The 16359-nt window shown below is 49.2% G+C and carries 16 protein-coding genes; 13 read left to right on the forward strand and 3 right to left on the reverse strand.

Going from position 1 to position 16359, the window contains the following annotated elements; genetic code table 11:
* Positions 1-28: 28 nt before the first annotated feature.
* The 7 genes from QZ311_RS09510 (at position 29) to QZ311_RS09540 (ending at position 6929) form a co-directional block, all read left to right on the forward strand.
* Positions 29-589, forward strand: a complete 561-nt coding sequence (locus QZ311_RS09510; protein WP_297067067.1) for a DUF1599 domain-containing protein — start codon at positions 29-31, stop codon at positions 587-589.
* A complete protein-coding gene (locus QZ311_RS09515) occupies positions 549-1889 on the forward strand; it encodes a BT_3928 family protein (RefSeq protein ID WP_297067068.1) in 1341 nt (446 codons plus the stop codon). Before QZ311_RS09510 ends, QZ311_RS09515 begins: the two co-directional genes overlap by 41 nt.
* Positions 1890-1968: 79 nt before the next feature.
* Complete coding sequence (gene nhaA / locus QZ311_RS09520; RefSeq protein ID WP_297067070.1) at positions 1969-3402, forward strand: Na+/H+ antiporter NhaA; 1434 nt, start codon at positions 1969-1971, stop codon at positions 3400-3402.
* Between the two features lie 126 nt (positions 3403-3528).
* Positions 3529-3987 carry a 4Fe-4S dicluster domain-containing protein gene (locus tag QZ311_RS09525; protein ID WP_297067072.1) on the forward strand — a complete coding sequence of 153 codons (459 nt, stop codon included), beginning with the start codon at positions 3529-3531 and terminating at the stop codon, positions 3985-3987.
* A gap of 47 nt (positions 3988-4034) precedes the next feature.
* Positions 4035-5522 carry a 4Fe-4S binding protein gene (locus QZ311_RS09530; RefSeq protein WP_297067074.1) on the forward strand — a complete coding sequence of 496 codons (1488 nt, stop codon included), beginning with the start codon at positions 4035-4037 and terminating at the stop codon, positions 5520-5522.
* A gap of 64 nt (positions 5523-5586) precedes the next feature.
* Positions 5587-6381: a thymidylate synthase gene (locus QZ311_RS09535; RefSeq protein WP_297067076.1), complete on the forward strand. Its 795-nt coding sequence runs from the start codon at positions 5587-5589 to the stop codon at positions 6379-6381.
* A gap of 53 nt (positions 6382-6434) precedes the next feature.
* The gene (locus QZ311_RS09540) at positions 6435-6929 is read left to right on the forward strand and encodes a dihydrofolate reductase (RefSeq protein ID WP_297067078.1); all 495 of its coding nucleotides are present in this window, start codon (positions 6435-6437) and stop codon (positions 6927-6929) included.
* 88 nt (positions 6930-7017) lie between these two features.
* Here QZ311_RS09540 and QZ311_RS09545 read toward each other — a convergent pair whose 3' ends face one another.
* Positions 7018-7629 (reverse strand): DUF4136 domain-containing protein, encoded by a 612-nt coding sequence (locus QZ311_RS09545; protein WP_297067080.1) that lies wholly within the window; start codon positions 7627-7629, stop codon positions 7018-7020.
* Between the two features lie 237 nt (positions 7630-7866).
* On the opposite strand from QZ311_RS09545, the gene QZ311_RS09550 reads away from it, so the two are divergent.
* The 6 genes from QZ311_RS09550 (at position 7867) to QZ311_RS09575 (ending at position 13780) form a co-directional block, all read left to right on the forward strand.
* Positions 7867-8109 (forward strand): hypothetical protein, encoded by a 243-nt coding sequence (locus QZ311_RS09550; RefSeq protein ID WP_297067082.1) that lies wholly within the window; start codon positions 7867-7869, stop codon positions 8107-8109.
* Entirely contained in the window at positions 8102-9190 is a 1089-nt protein-coding gene (locus QZ311_RS09555) for an agmatine deiminase family protein (RefSeq protein WP_297067084.1), read from the forward strand. The genes QZ311_RS09550 and QZ311_RS09555 overlap by 8 nt, the downstream gene beginning before the upstream one ends.
* A gap of 2 nt (positions 9191-9192) precedes the next feature.
* Complete coding sequence (locus QZ311_RS09560; protein WP_297067086.1) at positions 9193-10068, forward strand: carbon-nitrogen hydrolase; 876 nt, start codon at positions 9193-9195, stop codon at positions 10066-10068.
* Positions 10069-10092: 24 nt separating this feature from the next.
* A complete protein-coding gene (locus QZ311_RS09565; RefSeq protein WP_297067088.1) occupies positions 10093-10650 on the forward strand; it encodes a hypothetical protein in 558 nt (185 codons plus the stop codon).
* Between the two features lie 234 nt (positions 10651-10884).
* Positions 10885-11643, forward strand: a complete 759-nt coding sequence (locus tag QZ311_RS09570; RefSeq protein WP_297067090.1) for a shikimate dehydrogenase — start codon at positions 10885-10887, stop codon at positions 11641-11643.
* A 127-nt stretch (positions 11644-11770) separates the two neighbouring features.
* The gene (locus tag QZ311_RS09575; RefSeq protein WP_297067093.1) at positions 11771-13780 is read left to right on the forward strand and encodes a ComEC/Rec2 family competence protein; all 2010 of its coding nucleotides are present in this window, start codon (positions 11771-11773) and stop codon (positions 13778-13780) included.
* Between the two features lie 24 nt (positions 13781-13804).
* Here QZ311_RS09575 and QZ311_RS09580 read toward each other — a convergent pair whose 3' ends face one another.
* Together QZ311_RS09580 and QZ311_RS09585 are read right to left on the reverse strand one after the other, a co-directional pair.
* A complete protein-coding gene (locus tag QZ311_RS09580; RefSeq protein ID WP_297067095.1) occupies positions 13805-14206 on the reverse strand; it encodes a 2-amino-4-hydroxy-6-hydroxymethyldihydropteridine diphosphokinase in 402 nt (133 codons plus the stop codon).
* A gap of 10 nt (positions 14207-14216) precedes the next feature.
* Positions 14217-16355 (reverse strand): Tex family protein, encoded by a 2139-nt coding sequence (locus tag QZ311_RS09585; RefSeq protein ID WP_297067097.1) that lies wholly within the window; start codon positions 16353-16355, stop codon positions 14217-14219.
* Between the last annotated feature and the right edge of the window lie 4 nt (positions 16356-16359).

The following is a 16359-nucleotide window of genomic DNA, read 5'->3' on the forward strand; positions in this document are numbered from 1 at the left end:
CTTTTATCTATATATATCACCAGACAAAATGACATCAACCACATCATCAGTCCAGTCGACACTCAGTCAGTTTGACAGCGCTCTCGGCAAATGCCGTGAGGTTTTTGTCAACAAGCTTGTCGACTATGGCGCATCATGGCGCATCATGCGTCCACGTTCGATAACAGACCAGCTTTATATCAAGGCCAAGCGCATACGCACCCTTGAAGAAGGGGAGGCCATGGTCGATGAGGGAATACTCGGCGAGTTTATGGCCATCGTCAATTATGGGCTCATAGGCCTGATACAGCTTCAGCTCGGTTATGCCGACGAGTCGGATATCGATTCGGACGAAGCCACAGCCCTTTATGACCGTTATGCCGCCGAGGCACGTCGGCTGATGGAGGCCAAGACCCACGACTACGGAGACGCATGGCGCGGAATGAGGGTGAATTCCTACACGGATTTTATTCTGACCAAACTTCAGCGCGTCAAGGAAATCGAAGGCAATGGCGGGGCAACAACCGTCTCCGAAGGAATTGATTCGAACTATATGGATATTATCAATTATGCCGTCTTCGCCATCATCAAACTTACTCAGCAGGCTTAATGCTCTCTACCATCCCGCGATGGTATGGACTGTCCGTGTGGTCATCGGGGCGGTCTTTGTCGTGTCGGGATTTGCCAAAAGCATAGACCCTTGGGGAAGCTATTATAAAATATACGAGTATCTTGATGTGTGGGGCTGGGATATCCCGTCTGCGCTCGTGGTGCTTGCCGCTTTCGCCTTGGGAGGCTTTGAATTTGTGTGGGGATGCTTGTTGTTATTAGGGTGTTATCGCCGTGTAGCGGTGTGGCTTCTGCTGCTTATGATGGCATTCATGTTGCCTCTGACCCTCTACATAGCCGTCGCCGACCCTGTGGCCGACTGTGGTTGCTTCGGTGACTTTTGGATTATCTCGAATACGGCGACTTTTCTAAAGAATATTATCATCACACAGTTGCTGCTTTATCTCGCAGTGTTCAACAGACGGGTCGACGGACTGTTTTTCCCATATGTACAATGGGTGGTTGGCGGACTTGTGACGCTCTATATCGTCATCATTTCAATGGTCGGATTCAATGTGCAGCCGCTTATTGATTTCAGGCGTTTTGAACCGGGCGTTTCGCTCATGCCTTCCGATAATGATGGCGACGAAGATTCGGAAATGGATGTGGACTATGAGTTCATATATGAAAAGGATGGCAGGGAGCAGAGTTTCACCATTGACAATCTTCCGGACTCGACATGGACGTTTGTTGACCGTAGGGTAATCGGTGGAGGTTCTGAGGAGCTTGCCGACGGATTTTCTGTCATAGCCGACGGCGAGGATATCGCAGCCGATATTATTTCGCCGGATTCGGAGCAATTTCTGGTTACAGTCCCCGATATGCGAGGGGTCGATCTGTCCTATACCTATCTCCTGAACGAACTCAATAAGTTCATCACCGGACGCGGTGGCTCGATGGTCGCTATTGTCAACGGTGACGACGATGATATCGAGTGGTGGCGGGATGTCTCGATGGCCTCCTATCCGATATATAGCGCAGAGCCTACGATGATCAAGGAGCTTGCGCGCGGTCGGGCTGCCATAGTCTATCTGAAAGACGGGGTGGTGGAGTGGAAGCGTACGCTTTCGTCCATTTCTTATCCAACGGTAACAGGTACTCCTGCCGGCGAACTGCTGTCGGTGCTTGATCCTGAACCGACCTATTACCTGTATCTGCTCTCCATTACGTTTGCAGGTATAATATTCATTACAATGGTGCTTGACCGCAGCGGACGCTTGGTCGCATGGCACATCCGCTATCACCGTCGTCGAAAACAACGGTGGAAGAAAGAACCAAATTCTGACGAAGCGCAACTTTAATCCACGGCGGATTGTTAAGAACATAAAACGTTCTCGACAATCCGTCGTTAATTTTAAGCCTATAAATAACGTTAGCATTATGTCAGCTCACGGTTCATCTTACGGCAAACCGGATTTGAATCCCGTCGATTTCGAATCAGGAGGATTTGCCAAGCATATTTTCTATTCAGCGCGTCAGGCGCTCCGTCATCATGCCACCGGTGGCAATGTACTTATCTTTGCCACTTTGCTTGCGCTTATCGTAGCTAATATTCCGGGCATCAACGGACTCTATGCAGACTTCTGGAATCAGGAAATGCGTCTGCAAGTGGGGGATTTCAATGTCTTTTCCCACGGAGGTCATCCGATGACTGTCATTCAGTTTATCAACGATGCGCTCATGGCCCTGTTTTTCTTTACGATAGGTCTTGAAATCAAGCGTGAGGTGCTCGTTGGTGAACTTTCGTCGTTCCGACAGGCTCTTTTGCCTATCATGGGCGCGATTGGCGGTATGATTTTCCCTGTGGGGCTATTTCTTCTTCTTTCGGCAGGTACTGACTATATTGACGGTGCTGCCATTCCGATGGCAACCGATATCGCATTCTCGCTTGGAGTGCTTGCCATCCTCGGTTCTCGTGTCCCGCTTTCGCTTAAGATATTCCTGACCACACTTGCGGTTGTCGATGATATAGGTGGTATAATTGTCATAGCCGCATTCTATTCGACTCATATAGACCTCGCGTTTATCGGATATGCGGCTGTCGGGCTGGCAGTTCTTATCGTCGGAGGTGGCTTGCTTAAGATTCAGAGTAAGATTTTCTATGTGCTTGTCGGCGGCATAGTCTGGTTCTTCGTTCTCAATTCCGGAATTCATCCGACCATTGCCGGAGTTCTTGTTGCATTCTGTGTGCCGTCCGTGCCGGTCTATGCTCCGGGCAAATATGTCAAGATAATCCGTCGGTCAATCCGTAATTTCGATGAGGCCGACGACGAGGAACTTGGCAACGGAAAATTGCTCAACCATGAGGAGATGGACTGGCTTAAGGAAATTGAAAGCGCTTCCGACAAGGTTATTTCCCCTCTTCAGGATCTTGAAGATTCGCTTCATCCTGTCGTCAACTTTCTCATCATTCCGCTTTTCGCTTTTGCCAATGCCGGTATCTATCTGCTCGACATGAATCCCATGACACTTGTTTCGGGTATAAGTCTCGCTATTATTATCGGTCTTGTTGTCGGTAAATTTATCGGCATCCTGCTTTTCTCATGGCTGACTGTCAGGTTCAGGCTCGCTCCTATGCCCGAAGGCTCTGATTGGAAAATGATAGCGGGAGTGGCTATGCTCGGTGGCATCGGCTTTACGGTTTCGCTATTTATCGCCAATCTCTCCTTTGGTAGCGGAGACGCGTCTGCCCTTGCACTGCTCAATGATGCGAAGCTTGGCATTGTGGTTGGCTCGCTTCTTGCAGGTGTCATAGGCTACTTGATTCTTGCCCGTACACTTCCCTCGTCAGACGATGGCAGGGATGAAGTTTAGAAATATCGTGTCGGGTTGATGTGTCGTCGCTCCACTGATTTCACCTTATTTACTAAGAGCGCACCGGCCGGTGCGCCCTTTTGTTATTTCATGGAAAATGTCTAAATTTGCATCTGTATGCAGAACATGACACGCAGACAATGGCTATTTCGTGTCGGCGGTGCGGTAGTCGTGCCGTCGTTGCTTTCATCGTGCCGTCCCGGAATTTCTGGTAATGTCAATGAGGTGGGCGAGCGCCTTTCACAAGCCTATGTCCCGCTCAAACCGAACGATTGTGTGGCTTGCGACAATTGCATGCCATGCCCATATGGAATAGATATCCCATCCAATCTCATTTTTGCCGACCGGGCTATTCAGGACGGATATATGCCGGGAGCTCTTGATGATGAGGACTTCTCTGTTAAGGGCAAAAGATTCCTTGAACTTTATGAGGACCGTATCCCGGACAAGGCTCAGACACAACGCTGCATAGGGTGTGGGGAATGTCTGGGCGCATGCCCCGTCGGGATAGATATTCCTGATCAGATGTCTAAAATAACCGCGCTTACGGATGTGTTGCGCGATTTACGTTGTCAGCAATTGTGATTGGTATGGCTTCTGTTTTAAGGTTATCACGGATTGTGGTATCAGTTGTGATTTTTGCGCTGATTACAGCGTTGTTTGTCGATTTCGGCATGGAGATTCCTGCGTTTGCCGCTTGGCTGGCTAAAGTGCAGTTTTTGCCTGCCGCCATGTCATTTGCAATCACGACTTTCGTTGTATGGCTGATTGTCACGTTGATTTTCGGACGCATTTACTGTTCGACATTTTGTCCATTGGGATTTTTTCAGGATATATGTTCGCGTTTGCCAAGGCTTGGCAGGCGTAAACCTGCATGGTTTTACCATTACAGTCTCCCGATGACGCGTTTGCGTCGCATCACCCTCTTCATAGTGGTGCTTTCAATCATACTTGGAATTTCGGCTGTGTCTTCACTGCTTGACCCCTATAGCATCTACGGGCGTTTTTCGCTCTATGTTTTGAAACCCTTATGGGCTTTTGTGCTCAATCTATGGAGTGCGGTCGATTCAGCTCCCGAGATTAGGATTGCGCTGGCATCTGTTGCAGGAATTGCACTGGCATTACTGACGATGGCTGTGATCGGTGCGGTGGCATTTAAAAATGGCCGTACATTTTGCAACACGGTGTGTCCTGTGGGCACTACTCTCAGCTTTATATCGCATTATTCAATATTCCGTATCGACATAAATACCGACAAATGTATCCAATGTCGCAAGTGTGAACATCTGTGCAAGGCTTCGTGCATAGACCTTACGAGTCATGTCGTCGACATGTCGCGTTGCGTGGTCTGTTTTGACTGTCTTTCGGATTGTCCGAATGATGCCATATCCTATACATATAACCGCCATCAGCTGTCGATTCCATTGATGCAGCGTGTGAAGGATTCCGTGGCCGGCTCTGCTGCTGGCATGACTGACAGTCGTGTCGGTGTTTCTGATGCGAAACGGCATCCTGTCGACCGACGACGCTTCCTGTCGCTTGGCCTTATGGTGGCGGCGACACCCGCAGTGGTGAAGGCTTCGGATGTTGCCGCAAAGATTGACGGTATGCAGATTTCACGTCAGCACCGCAATCTGCTTCCCGTCACGCCTCCCGGTCTGAAGTCTCGGCGTGAATTCCTTGACAGGTGTACATCGTGTGGGCTTTGTATCTCTCGTTGCCCGCAGAAGGTGCTGAAAGTGGCTGTTTCGGAATACGGACTTCTCAGGGCGCTTCATCCTGTAACGGACTACGACGAGTCGTGGTGTGAATATAACTGCACTATTTGTTCGAATATATGTCCTACAGGAGCGTTGCATCCTCTTACCGTGGCCGAGAAGCACAGGTCGAGGGCCGGACTTGCATACGCCGACAGCTCATTGTGCATATCGCATACGGAAGGAGTTAAATGCGGCGCATGTTCGCGGCGTTGCCCTTCGGGTGCAATTGTGATGACAGGCGGTGATTCGGGTCAAAGGCCTTATCCTGTGGTTGACGCGAATAAATGTATCGGTTGCGGTGCGTGTCAGTATGTCTGTCCGTCGCAGCCTAAGGCTATAAAGGTCGGAGGGCTTGCCTGAGATTTAAGCTTTTTTGAATAAATATCCACACATTAAAAAAATACTATCAAATCATCTTCCAGATATGAAACAATATCTTGAATTGCTCGACAAGATTATGAAAGAGGGTGTAGACCGAGGCGATCGCACCGGCACGGGCACACGAAGTATATTCGGCCATCAGATGCGGTTTGATTTAAGCGAAGGCTTCCCTCTGCTCACCACCAAGAAACTACATCTGAAGTCAATCATCTATGAGCTTCTATGGTTTCTGAAGGGAGACACGAATGTCAGATATCTTCAGGACAATGGTGTCAGAATCTGGAATGAATGGGCTGGTCCCGACGGTGAACTCGGCCCTGTCTACGGCTCGCAATGGCGGTCATGGCCTGATTACAATGGCGGACACATTGACCAGATTTCAGAAGTCATCAGGACAATCAAGGAGAATCCTGAATCGCGCCGCATCATAGTGAGCGCATGGAATGTAGCCGCTCTTCCCGACATGGCGTTACCTCCGTGCCATCTGCTGTTTCAGTTCTATGTAGCCGACGGCCGTCTCTCGCTCATGCTTTATCAGCGGAGCGCCGACTGTTTCCTTGGTGTACCGTTCAACATTGCCTCCTACGCTCTGCTTCTGATGATGGTGGCACAGGTGACCGGATTGAAACCCGGTGAGTTCATCCATACTCTCGGTGACACACATATCTATCACAATCATTTCGAACAGGTCGCGACCCAGCTTGCACGTACTCCCGGCAAACTGCCGGTCATGCACATAAATCCGGATATAAAAGACATTTTTGATTTCAAGTATGAGGATTTCGAGCTTCGCGATTATGAAGCCCAGCCACATATAAAAGCGACAGTTGCAGTATGACAGACCAAAATCCATTATTCGAACCGACCCGGTCATCATTGTATGGCTCAGCAATGAAACCTACAATCATTGTTGCATGCACAAGAAATTTTGCGATAGGGCGCGGAGGCGATCTGTTGTTTCATATAAGTGACGATTTGAAACGCTTCAAGGCATTGACAATGGGCCATCCTATAATTATGGGACGTAAGACCTTTGAGTCTTTTCCAAAGGGGGCGCTTCCCGGCCGACGCAACATTGTCGTGACGCGTAATCCTGCCTACGCTGCCCCCGGGGTTGAGACAGCGTCGTCGCTTGAAGATGCAATGGCTTTGTGCGACCCGACGGAAGAAAGCTTTATAATAGGAGGTGGGGAAATCTATCGGCAGGCTCTCCCGCTGGCCGGAAAAATCGAACTTACGCTTATCGATTCTGCTCCGGAAGATGCCGACACTTATTTCCCGGAGCTGTCACCGGACGAGTGGACGCTTCCAGCATCGCCTGATTTTAATGAGACAGATCAGCGTAGCGGTGTCCGTTATGCTTTCCTGACATTACTGCGCCGTTGAATTGGAAGATATATTAAAGCCGGCCATCGACATGGAGTTCAAGCTCTGTCGGTGGCCGGCTTTTGTGGTATGTCTTGTCAGCGGATTATTATCTATATTGGGGCAGGAGTGGGACGGGGAACTTCGAGAAAAGAGTCTGCACGGCTTCTGCTATGCCTTGGAGATTTCTGAATTGAGAATCGCCGTTGTCAAGAATAGTCCCTACAGATGCTGAGAATAATGGAGTCTTTGTGTCGATATTGACCATGTCCATCGTAAGTACACCTTCGCGGTATATACCTGTTATGACCTGTGCGTTGGAGTAGTATCCGGGCCAGTAATATCCTCTCGGGTATATGAACCACGGTGCGTATCCTCCATAGAAAGGTCCCCATGTGTAGGGGTATGCTCCCGGCGGGATTGCCGGTTCGGTCGCTATTTCTTGCCGGACAGTCAGTCCGATATTGATTAATAATGGAGACGACGGGTCTTCTGTAAAACCTCGTTCTACCATCTGTTCGCGGATGGCCGCAGTGATGTTGTAATACGTCACCATTGCCATTCCCGGTGGTAGTTTGCCTTCGTCTGAAGTCACAATCCTGAACGTCCGGTAGTCCCTCAGATTAGCATCGTTATAAGTAGTGCTTGTCACAAGATTAAACGGGGTGCATCCTGTCAAGACTGCTACAACAAACAGTAGGATTCCTAATAACTTTTTCATAAACAATGCGTTATTTTAAATAATTGATACTTAGAGAACATTTTTGGTGTTGAAATGGTTGTATATTTTGGTTTTTAAACATTTTAAATTTGTTTAATTCGTCACTATGATATATTTTTGAACCATAAAACTAATGATTTGTTAATTTGTTTATACGAGTCTTAACAAAGTGAAATTTAAGATTTGTATGATTCCGTAAAAGAAGATACTAACATTCTCATACCCTAAACCTAATTTATGATGGACGAAATTACCGACCTTTTCGACAGGTTGCTCCAGCATTGCGGGAGTGCCGATATTGCCGAGGCGGAATTTAAAAAACTGATTCATGAAGACCCTGAGCTGAAGGCGGCTTACCGTGAATGGTGCGATGAAGTCGGCAGTTCGGAAAAAAAAGGTTTTCTTGATTATTGCGAGGAATACTTTGAATCTCAGGACCAGATCTGGGATAATTTAAAAGATGACTACGAAGATGAATGACAACAATCGGGTTTCCTCTCTCCGGCGTTTCCCTGCCGAATGGGAACGACACGACTGTGTGCTGCTCGCATGGCCGCATGAGGATACCGACTGGAACTATATTCTTGACGATGCGCGCAGATGTATCGGAGATATAGTCCGCGCCATATCGCAGGAGGAGTGTGTGATGCTTGTCGGTCCTGCCGACCTCTGTCTGCCGTCAATCAGGGAGCAGGGGTTTGACCCAAGACGCGTAAGATTTGTCGACGTTGAGACCAACGATACGTGGGCGCGTGATTTCGGTGCGCTGACAGTTGAAGTCGACGGTTCTCAGCGTCTGCTTGATTTCAAGTTCAACGGCTGGGGATTGAAATTCGCCGCCGACCGTGACAATCTGATAACGTCGAAACTTGACCGGCTCGGAATGTTTTCGTGTGATGTCGAGAATCGCCTTAATTTTGTGCTCGAAGGCGGCTCTGTCGAGTCGGACGGCGACGGAACTTTGCTGACCACAGCCGAGTGCCTTTTGTCGCCAAACAGAAATGGCGAATGGGGTCGTGAACAGATTTCCGGCTATCTTGCCGAGGCATTCGGTTTCACGCATCAGCTTTTCCTTCACCACGGAGCTCTAATTGGCGACGACACCGACAGCCACATTGACACTCTTGCCCGTCTTGCGCCGTCTTACACGATTCTTTATTGCGGTGCAGGCGATCCTGACAATCCAAATTATGAGGAACTGGTGAAAATGCAGGAGGAACTGGCCACATTGCGGACTCCTCACGGTATGCCATATAATCTGGTGGAGCTCCCGTTGCCTGACACCGTTGAGATGGATGGTGAGATACTCCCAGCGACATATGCCAATTTCCTTATTACGCCAACGCGCATTCTGCTGCCTGTTTACGGACAGGCTCAGAAGGACTATCTTGCGTCGCAGGTGGTGAAAATTGCCTTTCCCGACCATGAGGTTGTCCCGATTGACTGTGTTCCGCTTATCCGGCAGCATGGCTCGCTCCATTGCGTGACGATGCAGTTTCCTGCCGGAGCAGTCGCCGGTATTAAAAATAATGAATGGACAGACACAACTACTCTTGATTGAAAATGAAAATAGGATTAATACAGCAGCATAACACTTCCGATATTGAAAACAACCGTCGCCGTCTGGGTGAAAAGGTCGTAGAACTGGCGCGTCGTGGAGCAGAACTTGTGGTTCTTCAGGAGCTTCATGATTCGCTCTATTTCTGTCAGGTCGAGAATGTTGACAATTTTGATCTTGCCGTATCGCTCGACTCTCCGACAGTCGATTTTTATTCTGAAATCGCGCGTCAGAGCGGTGTGGTGCTTGTGACTTCTTTATTTGAGCGCCGGGCAGCCGGGCTTTACCACAACACCTCTCTTGTCTTTGACACTGACGGCTCGATTGCAGGAAAGTATCGTAAAATGCACATTCCGGATGATCCTGCGTATTATGAAAAATTTTATTTTACCCCCGGGGATCTCGGGTTTAAACCGATTGACACCTCGCTTGGTCGTCTTGGAGTCCTCGTCTGCTGGGATCAATGGTATCCTGAGGCCGCACGTCTGATGGCGATGAATGGCGCGCAGATGCTCATCTATCCTACAGCCATAGGTTGGGAAAGCAGCGACACGCCCGACGAGAAGGCCCGTCAGCGGGAAGCTTGGATTACGGTACAGCGCGGACATGCTGTCGCAAACGGTCTGCCTGTCGTGACAGTCAACCGTGTCGGCCATGAGCCAGATCCGTCAGGAGCTACCAACGGTATCACTTTCTGGGGTTCAAGTTTCGTCGCCGGACCGCAGGGTGAGATAATTTATCTTGCACCTGACGATGAAGAAACCATGACCATTGTCGATGTCGACATGAAGCGCTCCGAGCAGGTTAGGCGCTGGTGGCCTTTCCTTCGTGACCGTCGTATAGAGAACTATGGCGATATAACCCGCCGTTTCATTGACTGACATTCAATCCAATTTCATCGGCTGTTGAAAAAGACAAATCCTTTTGTCACCACATCTGGTGACTATCTTTCCGTGCTTCTGTCGCTATGGCTTCCCCGCTATGGCTGGCTTGTCGTCACCCCGATACTGATTTGCGGTGTCTTAGGGGCTGTTTTCGACGAGCGTCTTATGTTGGTTGCATTGATGCTTCTGTTTATAGTCGTGCCAATGCTTATGTCGTTTCTCTATACATATTACATGCTCACACCCGAAGCGCGTCGTGCGGTTGTCAGAAAGGTCGTTGAGATTGACGAGGGACGTTCCATAAGGTTGACTTATCTGCCCGACGAGAAATCGGAGGATACGGAAAAACGTTCAAAGCGCATGCTCTTGCCGATTGCACAGAATGAGGATGTCGAGCCTCCGATGCCTGCGCTTCCCATACCGGCTCCGGAGAATATTGACTGGAGCGAGGTGCTTGGTGTAAAATATACATCTCGTTTCACGGTCTATATTCTGCGAGGTCAGCGTCTGACATTCCTGCTGATACCTCATTCCGCGATTAAATCAGTCGAAAAAGCTGTGGCCGACAGCGAGGGGTAGTTTTCGTGCAGATATTGTCGATTGTTGCTGACAGACTTTGGAGTGAAAGGATTGTTTGTTCCGTCATTCAAATGATAGTGTGAAAATTAGCATAATTTTATAAAAAATATTGTCTGGTTTCCCGAATTCATGCTATATTTGCATCGGTTCGGATAATAGAACTGCAATTTCACTACGTCAGTATATAACATATCATACAATTCATACAATCTCCAACCCTAAATAAAAATTGTCATGACATCACCTCGCAGCAAAGTTTACGGGCTGATCGGGTTTCCGCTCACCCATTCATTCTCGATGAACTATTTTAACAATATGTTTGAATCTGAGAATATCGATGCTGAATACGTCAATTTTGAAATTCCTGATATCGGTGACCTCATGGAGGTCGTTTCCGAAAATCATAATCTTGCAGGGCTTAATGTGACCATCCCTTATAAGGAGCAAGTGATTCCATATATGGATGAGATGGATTCGGAAGCTGCGCTTATAGGTGCGGTTAATGTAATCAAGATTATTCGCGGCAAGAACGGCGATATAAAGCTGAAAGGTTATAATAGCGACGCTATGGGATTTCAGAATTCAATAGCTCCATTGATTAACAATAAACGCAACCGTGCCCTTATTCTCGGGACAGGAGGTGCGTCAAAGGCCATCTATCGTGCGTTGGTAAACCTTGGAGTCGATCCGGTGTTCGTGTCGCGCAATCCTGAATCCGGCGAACTCGCTTATTCCGACCTTACTCCTGAAATAATGGAGAGCCATAAGGTGATTGTCAATTGCACTCCTTTAGGAATGTATCCCAATGTCGATCGCTGTCCCGATATTCCATATGACTTGCTGACATCCGAACATCTCTGTTACGATCTGATTTATAACCCGGATGTGACTACTTTCATGAAGAAATCGCGTGCGAATGGGGCGGAAGTCAAAAACGGACTTGAGATGCTTCTGCTGCAGGCGTTTGAATCTTGGAATATCTGGAATCTCTGATTCTGTCTCACTCATAAAAACATTCTTGGGAACTGAGTGGAGCAGATGCCTGATGGATGCATCTGCTCCCGCTGTTCCCGTAGTTTGCATGCCGACTGCCAGTCGGCGATAAATACCTCTCTTCATCATGCGCCTTTCACTGATGCCGCTTCTGCCGTTTACCATTGTTTTCATACTTGGTATTTTGCTGGAAGGGTTGGGTGTGGGCGCTTGTTTTATGCTTGTGCCATTGATTGCAGCGGTAGTGTTGTGGCGCTATAGACAGCCCTATGGAGTGCTTATGTGCTTTGGGTTGCTGTCAGGATTTGCATTGAGTCTTGTGAACCGTCCGGCATCGTTTCCGGTGGAATTATCATGCGTTACGAACCATTATTCCGCCGTGGCTTTAGAAGTGAAGTCCTATGAGCCGTCGCAGGTCATAATAGCCAGAATCGACAGTTGCGGTGAGTCAGCCGTGATTCCGTTTATAGCGAAGCTTACCGTTCCGTCTTCTCTCCCGGATGTCGACGAATGTGATCGTTTCAGATTTTCGTCGTCACTTTCGCCATTGGTTTCCAACCTTGATTTGCCTGACGAGGTTGACTACGACGGGCCGTTGCGTCGCATGGGGGTGGTCAGTCAAGGCTTTGTCCGTCCAGACAGTATGGAGATTATAGGCGGAGAGCCGGGGCTGATTAACGACATAAGGCGTTTGCGCTCGGACGTGATACTTGCGATTGTCAGGTTGCCGGTCTCTGATGGTGTCAGGGAATTTCTGTGTGCGACTGTCGCAGGTGACCGGTCTATGCTGACAGCTGATATGCGTGAAATCTTTTCATCGACGGGGCTTTCGCATATTCTTGCGCTCAGCGGACTCCATACCGGCCTTCTGGCTTGGATAATGTCGGTGGCGCTTTTTCCGCTCTACATTGCCGGTCTGCGAAAGCTTCGTATCATGATTCTGCTGACTGCTCTCTGGGGATTTGCTGTGATGACCGGGATGCCTCCGTCGGTCGTGCGGTCGGTCATAATGGCAACTGTTTTTCTTCTTGCCTATTCATTTCAGCGCACACGCACCCCGTTTAATTCGCTTTGTGTGGCAGCCTTGGTCATACTCTCATTTTCGCCACGGGCGGTCTATACGGTCGGTTTCCAGATGTCATTTCTGGCTGTGGCCTCCATACTTGTCTTTGCCGGAAAATTCAACCCCTTTCCGCGTCGCAGACGCTTGTTGCACACGCTTGCCGCTTATCCTGCCGTCACGTTGGCTGCTATGGCCGGTACGGCTGTTGTAAGTGCTGCTTATTTCAACGTTGTCCCCTTGATGTTTCTTCCGGCTAATTTTATAGGGGCATTGCTGCTCCCTCCGGTGATTGTCTGCGGGGTGGTGATGCTGGCTGCCGGTGCGTTCGGTCTGACACTTATGCCTGTCGCGTGGTTGACCGACATGTTGTTCGGACTGCTTTCCGACACAGCAGTCTTTATGGCCGGGATATCCGGAGCGGTTGTGAGAGATGTGTATGTCGCTCCATCGGTTGTTATCGTGTGGTTTCTTTCTTTGATTCCTTTGGGATTATGGCTTTATCGCAGGCGCATTGTCTATGCCGTTGCATCTGTGTTGTGTTTTTGTTTCTCAGGTGTCACATTTGTCTATGCAGGTCCGCGGACAGACAATGGTATGGAAGCTTATATTCCACGTTCGCTACATCACACTTCGCTTGTCGTGCGTGACGGCAATAGGATGAGGATTTTTACCACACTACCGGCGCATAGGCATTCTGAGATTCATGATGAATATTCACGCAGGTATCGGAAATATATGCTGAAGCGCAACATTGATTCGCTTCTTGTCAGGACTGTTTCACCGTCGGTGGAGGAAGTTGTTGATGTTGGCGGGACACGTTTCCTGCTGTTGTATGGCGACCGGACGACGCAACGCAATCATTCGGCAGTTGCGGATTCAGCCGGCATGATTGATTATCTTGTGGTTTGTGCCGGTTTCAGAGGGGATGTTGTCGAAGCGGTCGCTTGCGTGTCGCCAGACTCCGTTTTGCTTTCCTCCGACCTGAACAACCGTAGGCATGACCGGTATATGGAAGAACTGCTTGAAGCCGGAGTCTCTGTAAGGTCAATAAAAAACTCTCCGTTCAGATTATGAACGGAGAGCCGATATGAGTTGATTTTACATTGTTTCGTATGCGCCTTTTGCGAGGAGTTCGCGGTAACCGAGGTTGAAGTAGTGACGCTCGAAATCCTTTGGCCGTTTGATATGCTCGTCCCAGATGACGAGGTCAAGATCAATGGTTATGATACCTTCAAGAGTGTTGATTTGTGTTCGTCCGCATTCGGATTCCCAGTCCTTAAGGTATTTCACGACTGTGTCGTAGTCATGCGATGTGTAGCCATGAATCACAGCGTTGAGATAGGGTTTGTCTTTCCCGTTGAAGGCTTCAGATTCGTAGACTGACGATACAGAGCATTTTTGCAGGTATGCGCAGATATGCTCTATGGCTTTGGTAATCTGATATTCGCGGTCGGGAGTATTGCTGCCAAGCCCGATTGTGCATGAGATTGATTTGTCCATTTTTCGTCTGTTATTGTGCTACTCCTTTTATAGTGAGGGCTATGCGTCCTCGGGCTGTGTCTATGTCGATGACTTTTACGCGGATATTTTGTCCGATGCTCACCACGTCGGCCGGTGAGGATATGAAACGGTCGCTTAGTTGTGAGATGTGTATAAGTCCGTTTTCTTTCATTCCGAGGTCGACGAACACACCGAAGGCCGTGATGTTGTTGACTTTGCCGGTAAGTTCCTGACCGATATGAAGGTCGTCGATTTTTCTGACGGAGTCGTCAAATGGAATCTCTTCGGCAGTCTCGCGCGGATCGCGCCCCGGCTTTTCAAGCTCAAGTATTATATCGGTGAGAGTCGGCAGTCCGACTTCTTTGGTGATATATTTGTCGAGTTCAATGCTGTGGAGCAGATTTCTGTCTTTTGACAGACGGGCTATGTCAGCCTTGGCGTCTGAAGCTATTTGCTCGACGAGGGCATAGCGTTCGGGATGGACTGCTGTGTTGTCAAGCGGATTTTTTCCGCCGGGAATTCGAAGGAAGCCTGCACACTGCTGGAACGCCTTCTCACCCATGCGGGGGACATCGAGAAGTTGCTGGCGGGTGGTGAAATCGCCGTTTTCCGCACGATATTTGACAATATTGGCAGCAAGCGCCGGGCCGATGCCTGACACATAGGAGAGCAGCTGTTTTGAAGCTGTGTTGATGTTTACACCGACGGTGTTCACGCAGCTTTCGACAACGTAGTCGAGAGCTTCTTTCAGCTTTGTCTGGTTTACGTCGTGCTGGTATTGTCCGACACCGATTGATTTAGGATCGATTTTAACGAGTTCGGCCAGCGGGTCAAGAAGGCGACGTCCGATAGACACAGCTCCGCGTACAGTCACATCCTCGTTGGGGAACTCTTCGCGTGCGACTTCCGATGCAGAATAGATTGATGCTCCGTTTTCGTTCACCATGAATATCTGGACCTTGCGCGGAAGCATGACATCACGGATGAAACGTTCGGTTTCGCGACCGGCTGTCCCGTTGCCGATGGCAATTGCGTCGATGCGGTAGCGGTCTACATAGAAACATAGAGCATCGGCCGAACCTACAAAGTCGTTTGCAGGAGGAGTAGGGTAGATCACATCATGCTGGAGGAGATTTCCCTGTTCGTCAAGGACGACGAGTTTGCAGCCTGTGCGGAATCCGGGGTCTATGGCAAGCACTCTCTTGCGTCCGAGCGGGGCTGACATCAAAAGCTGACGCACGTTGTCGGCAAACATCTGTATCGCGCCTTCGTCGCTTTTTTCTTTTGTTGCGGATGCGACTTCGTTTTCGATTGATGGGCGCATGAGGCGTTTGTAACCGTCCTTCACCGCATTTTTTACAAGTGTGGCAGTCTCAGGTGTCGCTGTCGATTTGACGAACATACGGCTGAGGCGGTCGACCATTTCGTCATCGTCGATTGTTATTCCGACTTTCAATATGCCTTCTCCCTCGCCACGACGGATGGCCAGATAGCGGTGGGAGTTGCACAGTCGGAGAGGTTCGGAAAAATCGAAGTAGTTCTGATAGTTTTTCCCCTCCTCTTCCTTTCCTGCTACGACCTTCGAACGGATTGTGGCTGACCGCTGGAAACGTGAGCGCACGAGATTGCGCGCTTTTTCGCTCTCGCTGACCCATTCCGATATGATGTCGGAAGCTCCTGCGATTGCCGCATCAATGCTTCCGGCTTCCTTTGCGAATTTTTTTGCCTGCTTTTCAATGTCGGATGAAGCCTGCGACATGATAATCTTGGCGAGTGGCTCAAGACCGAGTGAGCGGGCTGCCTGTGCGCGTGTGTTGCGTTTGGGCTTGTAAGGAAGATAGATGTCTTCAAGAACGACAGGGTCGAGCGTTTCCGTTATCCTCTCCTGAAGCTCAGGGGTCAGCATGTCGCGCTCGCGGATTACATCGAGTATATACTCTTTGCGCTTGTCGAGTTCTGTCAGCTCCTGATGACGCATCTGGATTGTATGGACTGTCACTTCGTCCATTCCACCGGTAGCTTCTTTGCGGTAACGGGAGATGAATGGAACTGTCGCCCCTTCGTCAAGCAGACGGAGACATGCGGCTACATGTTTGCGTAGATACGTGCCGAGTTCGGCGGTGATTACGTTGGCGTGTACGTTTGCCATTTAG

It is taken from the genome of uncultured Duncaniella sp., assembly GCF_910578445.1.
Taxonomy (GTDB): Bacteria; Bacteroidota; Bacteroidia; order Bacteroidales; family Muribaculaceae; genus Duncaniella.

Excerpts from the sequence above, each read along its gene's own strand:
- QZ311_RS09510 (WP_297067067.1), top strand. The coding sequence starts at position 29 with ATGACATCAACCACATCATCAGTCCAGTCGACACTCAGTCAGTTTGAC.
- QZ311_RS09515 (WP_297067068.1), top strand. The coding sequence starts at position 549 with ATGCCGTCTTCGCCATCATCAAACTTACTCAGCAGGCTTAATGCTCTC.
- nhaA (WP_297067070.1), top strand. The coding sequence starts at position 1,969 with ATGTCAGCTCACGGTTCATCTTACGGCAAACCGGATTTGAATCCCGTC.
- QZ311_RS09525 (WP_297067072.1), top strand. The coding sequence starts at position 3,529 with ATGACACGCAGACAATGGCTATTTCGTGTCGGCGGTGCGGTAGTCGTG.
- QZ311_RS09535 (WP_297067076.1), top strand. The coding sequence starts at position 5,587 with ATGAAACAATATCTTGAATTGCTCGACAAGATTATGAAAGAGGGTGTA.
- QZ311_RS09540 (WP_297067078.1), top strand. The coding sequence starts at position 6,435 with ATGAAACCTACAATCATTGTTGCATGCACAAGAAATTTTGCGATAGGG.
- QZ311_RS09545 (WP_297067080.1), bottom strand. The coding sequence starts at position 7,629 with ATGAAAAAGTTATTAGGAATCCTACTGTTTGTTGTAGCAGTCTTGACA.
- QZ311_RS09550 (WP_297067082.1), top strand. The coding sequence starts at position 7,867 with ATGATGGACGAAATTACCGACCTTTTCGACAGGTTGCTCCAGCATTGC.
- QZ311_RS09555 (WP_297067084.1), top strand. The coding sequence starts at position 8,102 with ATGAATGACAACAATCGGGTTTCCTCTCTCCGGCGTTTCCCTGCCGAA.
- QZ311_RS09560 (WP_297067086.1), top strand. The coding sequence starts at position 9,193 with ATGAAAATAGGATTAATACAGCAGCATAACACTTCCGATATTGAAAAC.
- QZ311_RS09570 (WP_297067090.1), top strand. The coding sequence starts at position 10,885 with ATGACATCACCTCGCAGCAAAGTTTACGGGCTGATCGGGTTTCCGCTC.
- QZ311_RS09575 (WP_297067093.1), top strand. The coding sequence starts at position 11,771 with ATGCGCCTTTCACTGATGCCGCTTCTGCCGTTTACCATTGTTTTCATA.
- QZ311_RS09580 (WP_297067095.1), bottom strand. The coding sequence starts at position 14,206 with ATGGACAAATCAATCTCATGCACAATCGGGCTTGGCAGCAATACTCCC.
- QZ311_RS09585 (WP_297067097.1), bottom strand. The coding sequence starts at position 16,355 with ATGGCAAACGTACACGCCAACGTAATCACCGCCGAACTCGGCACGTAT.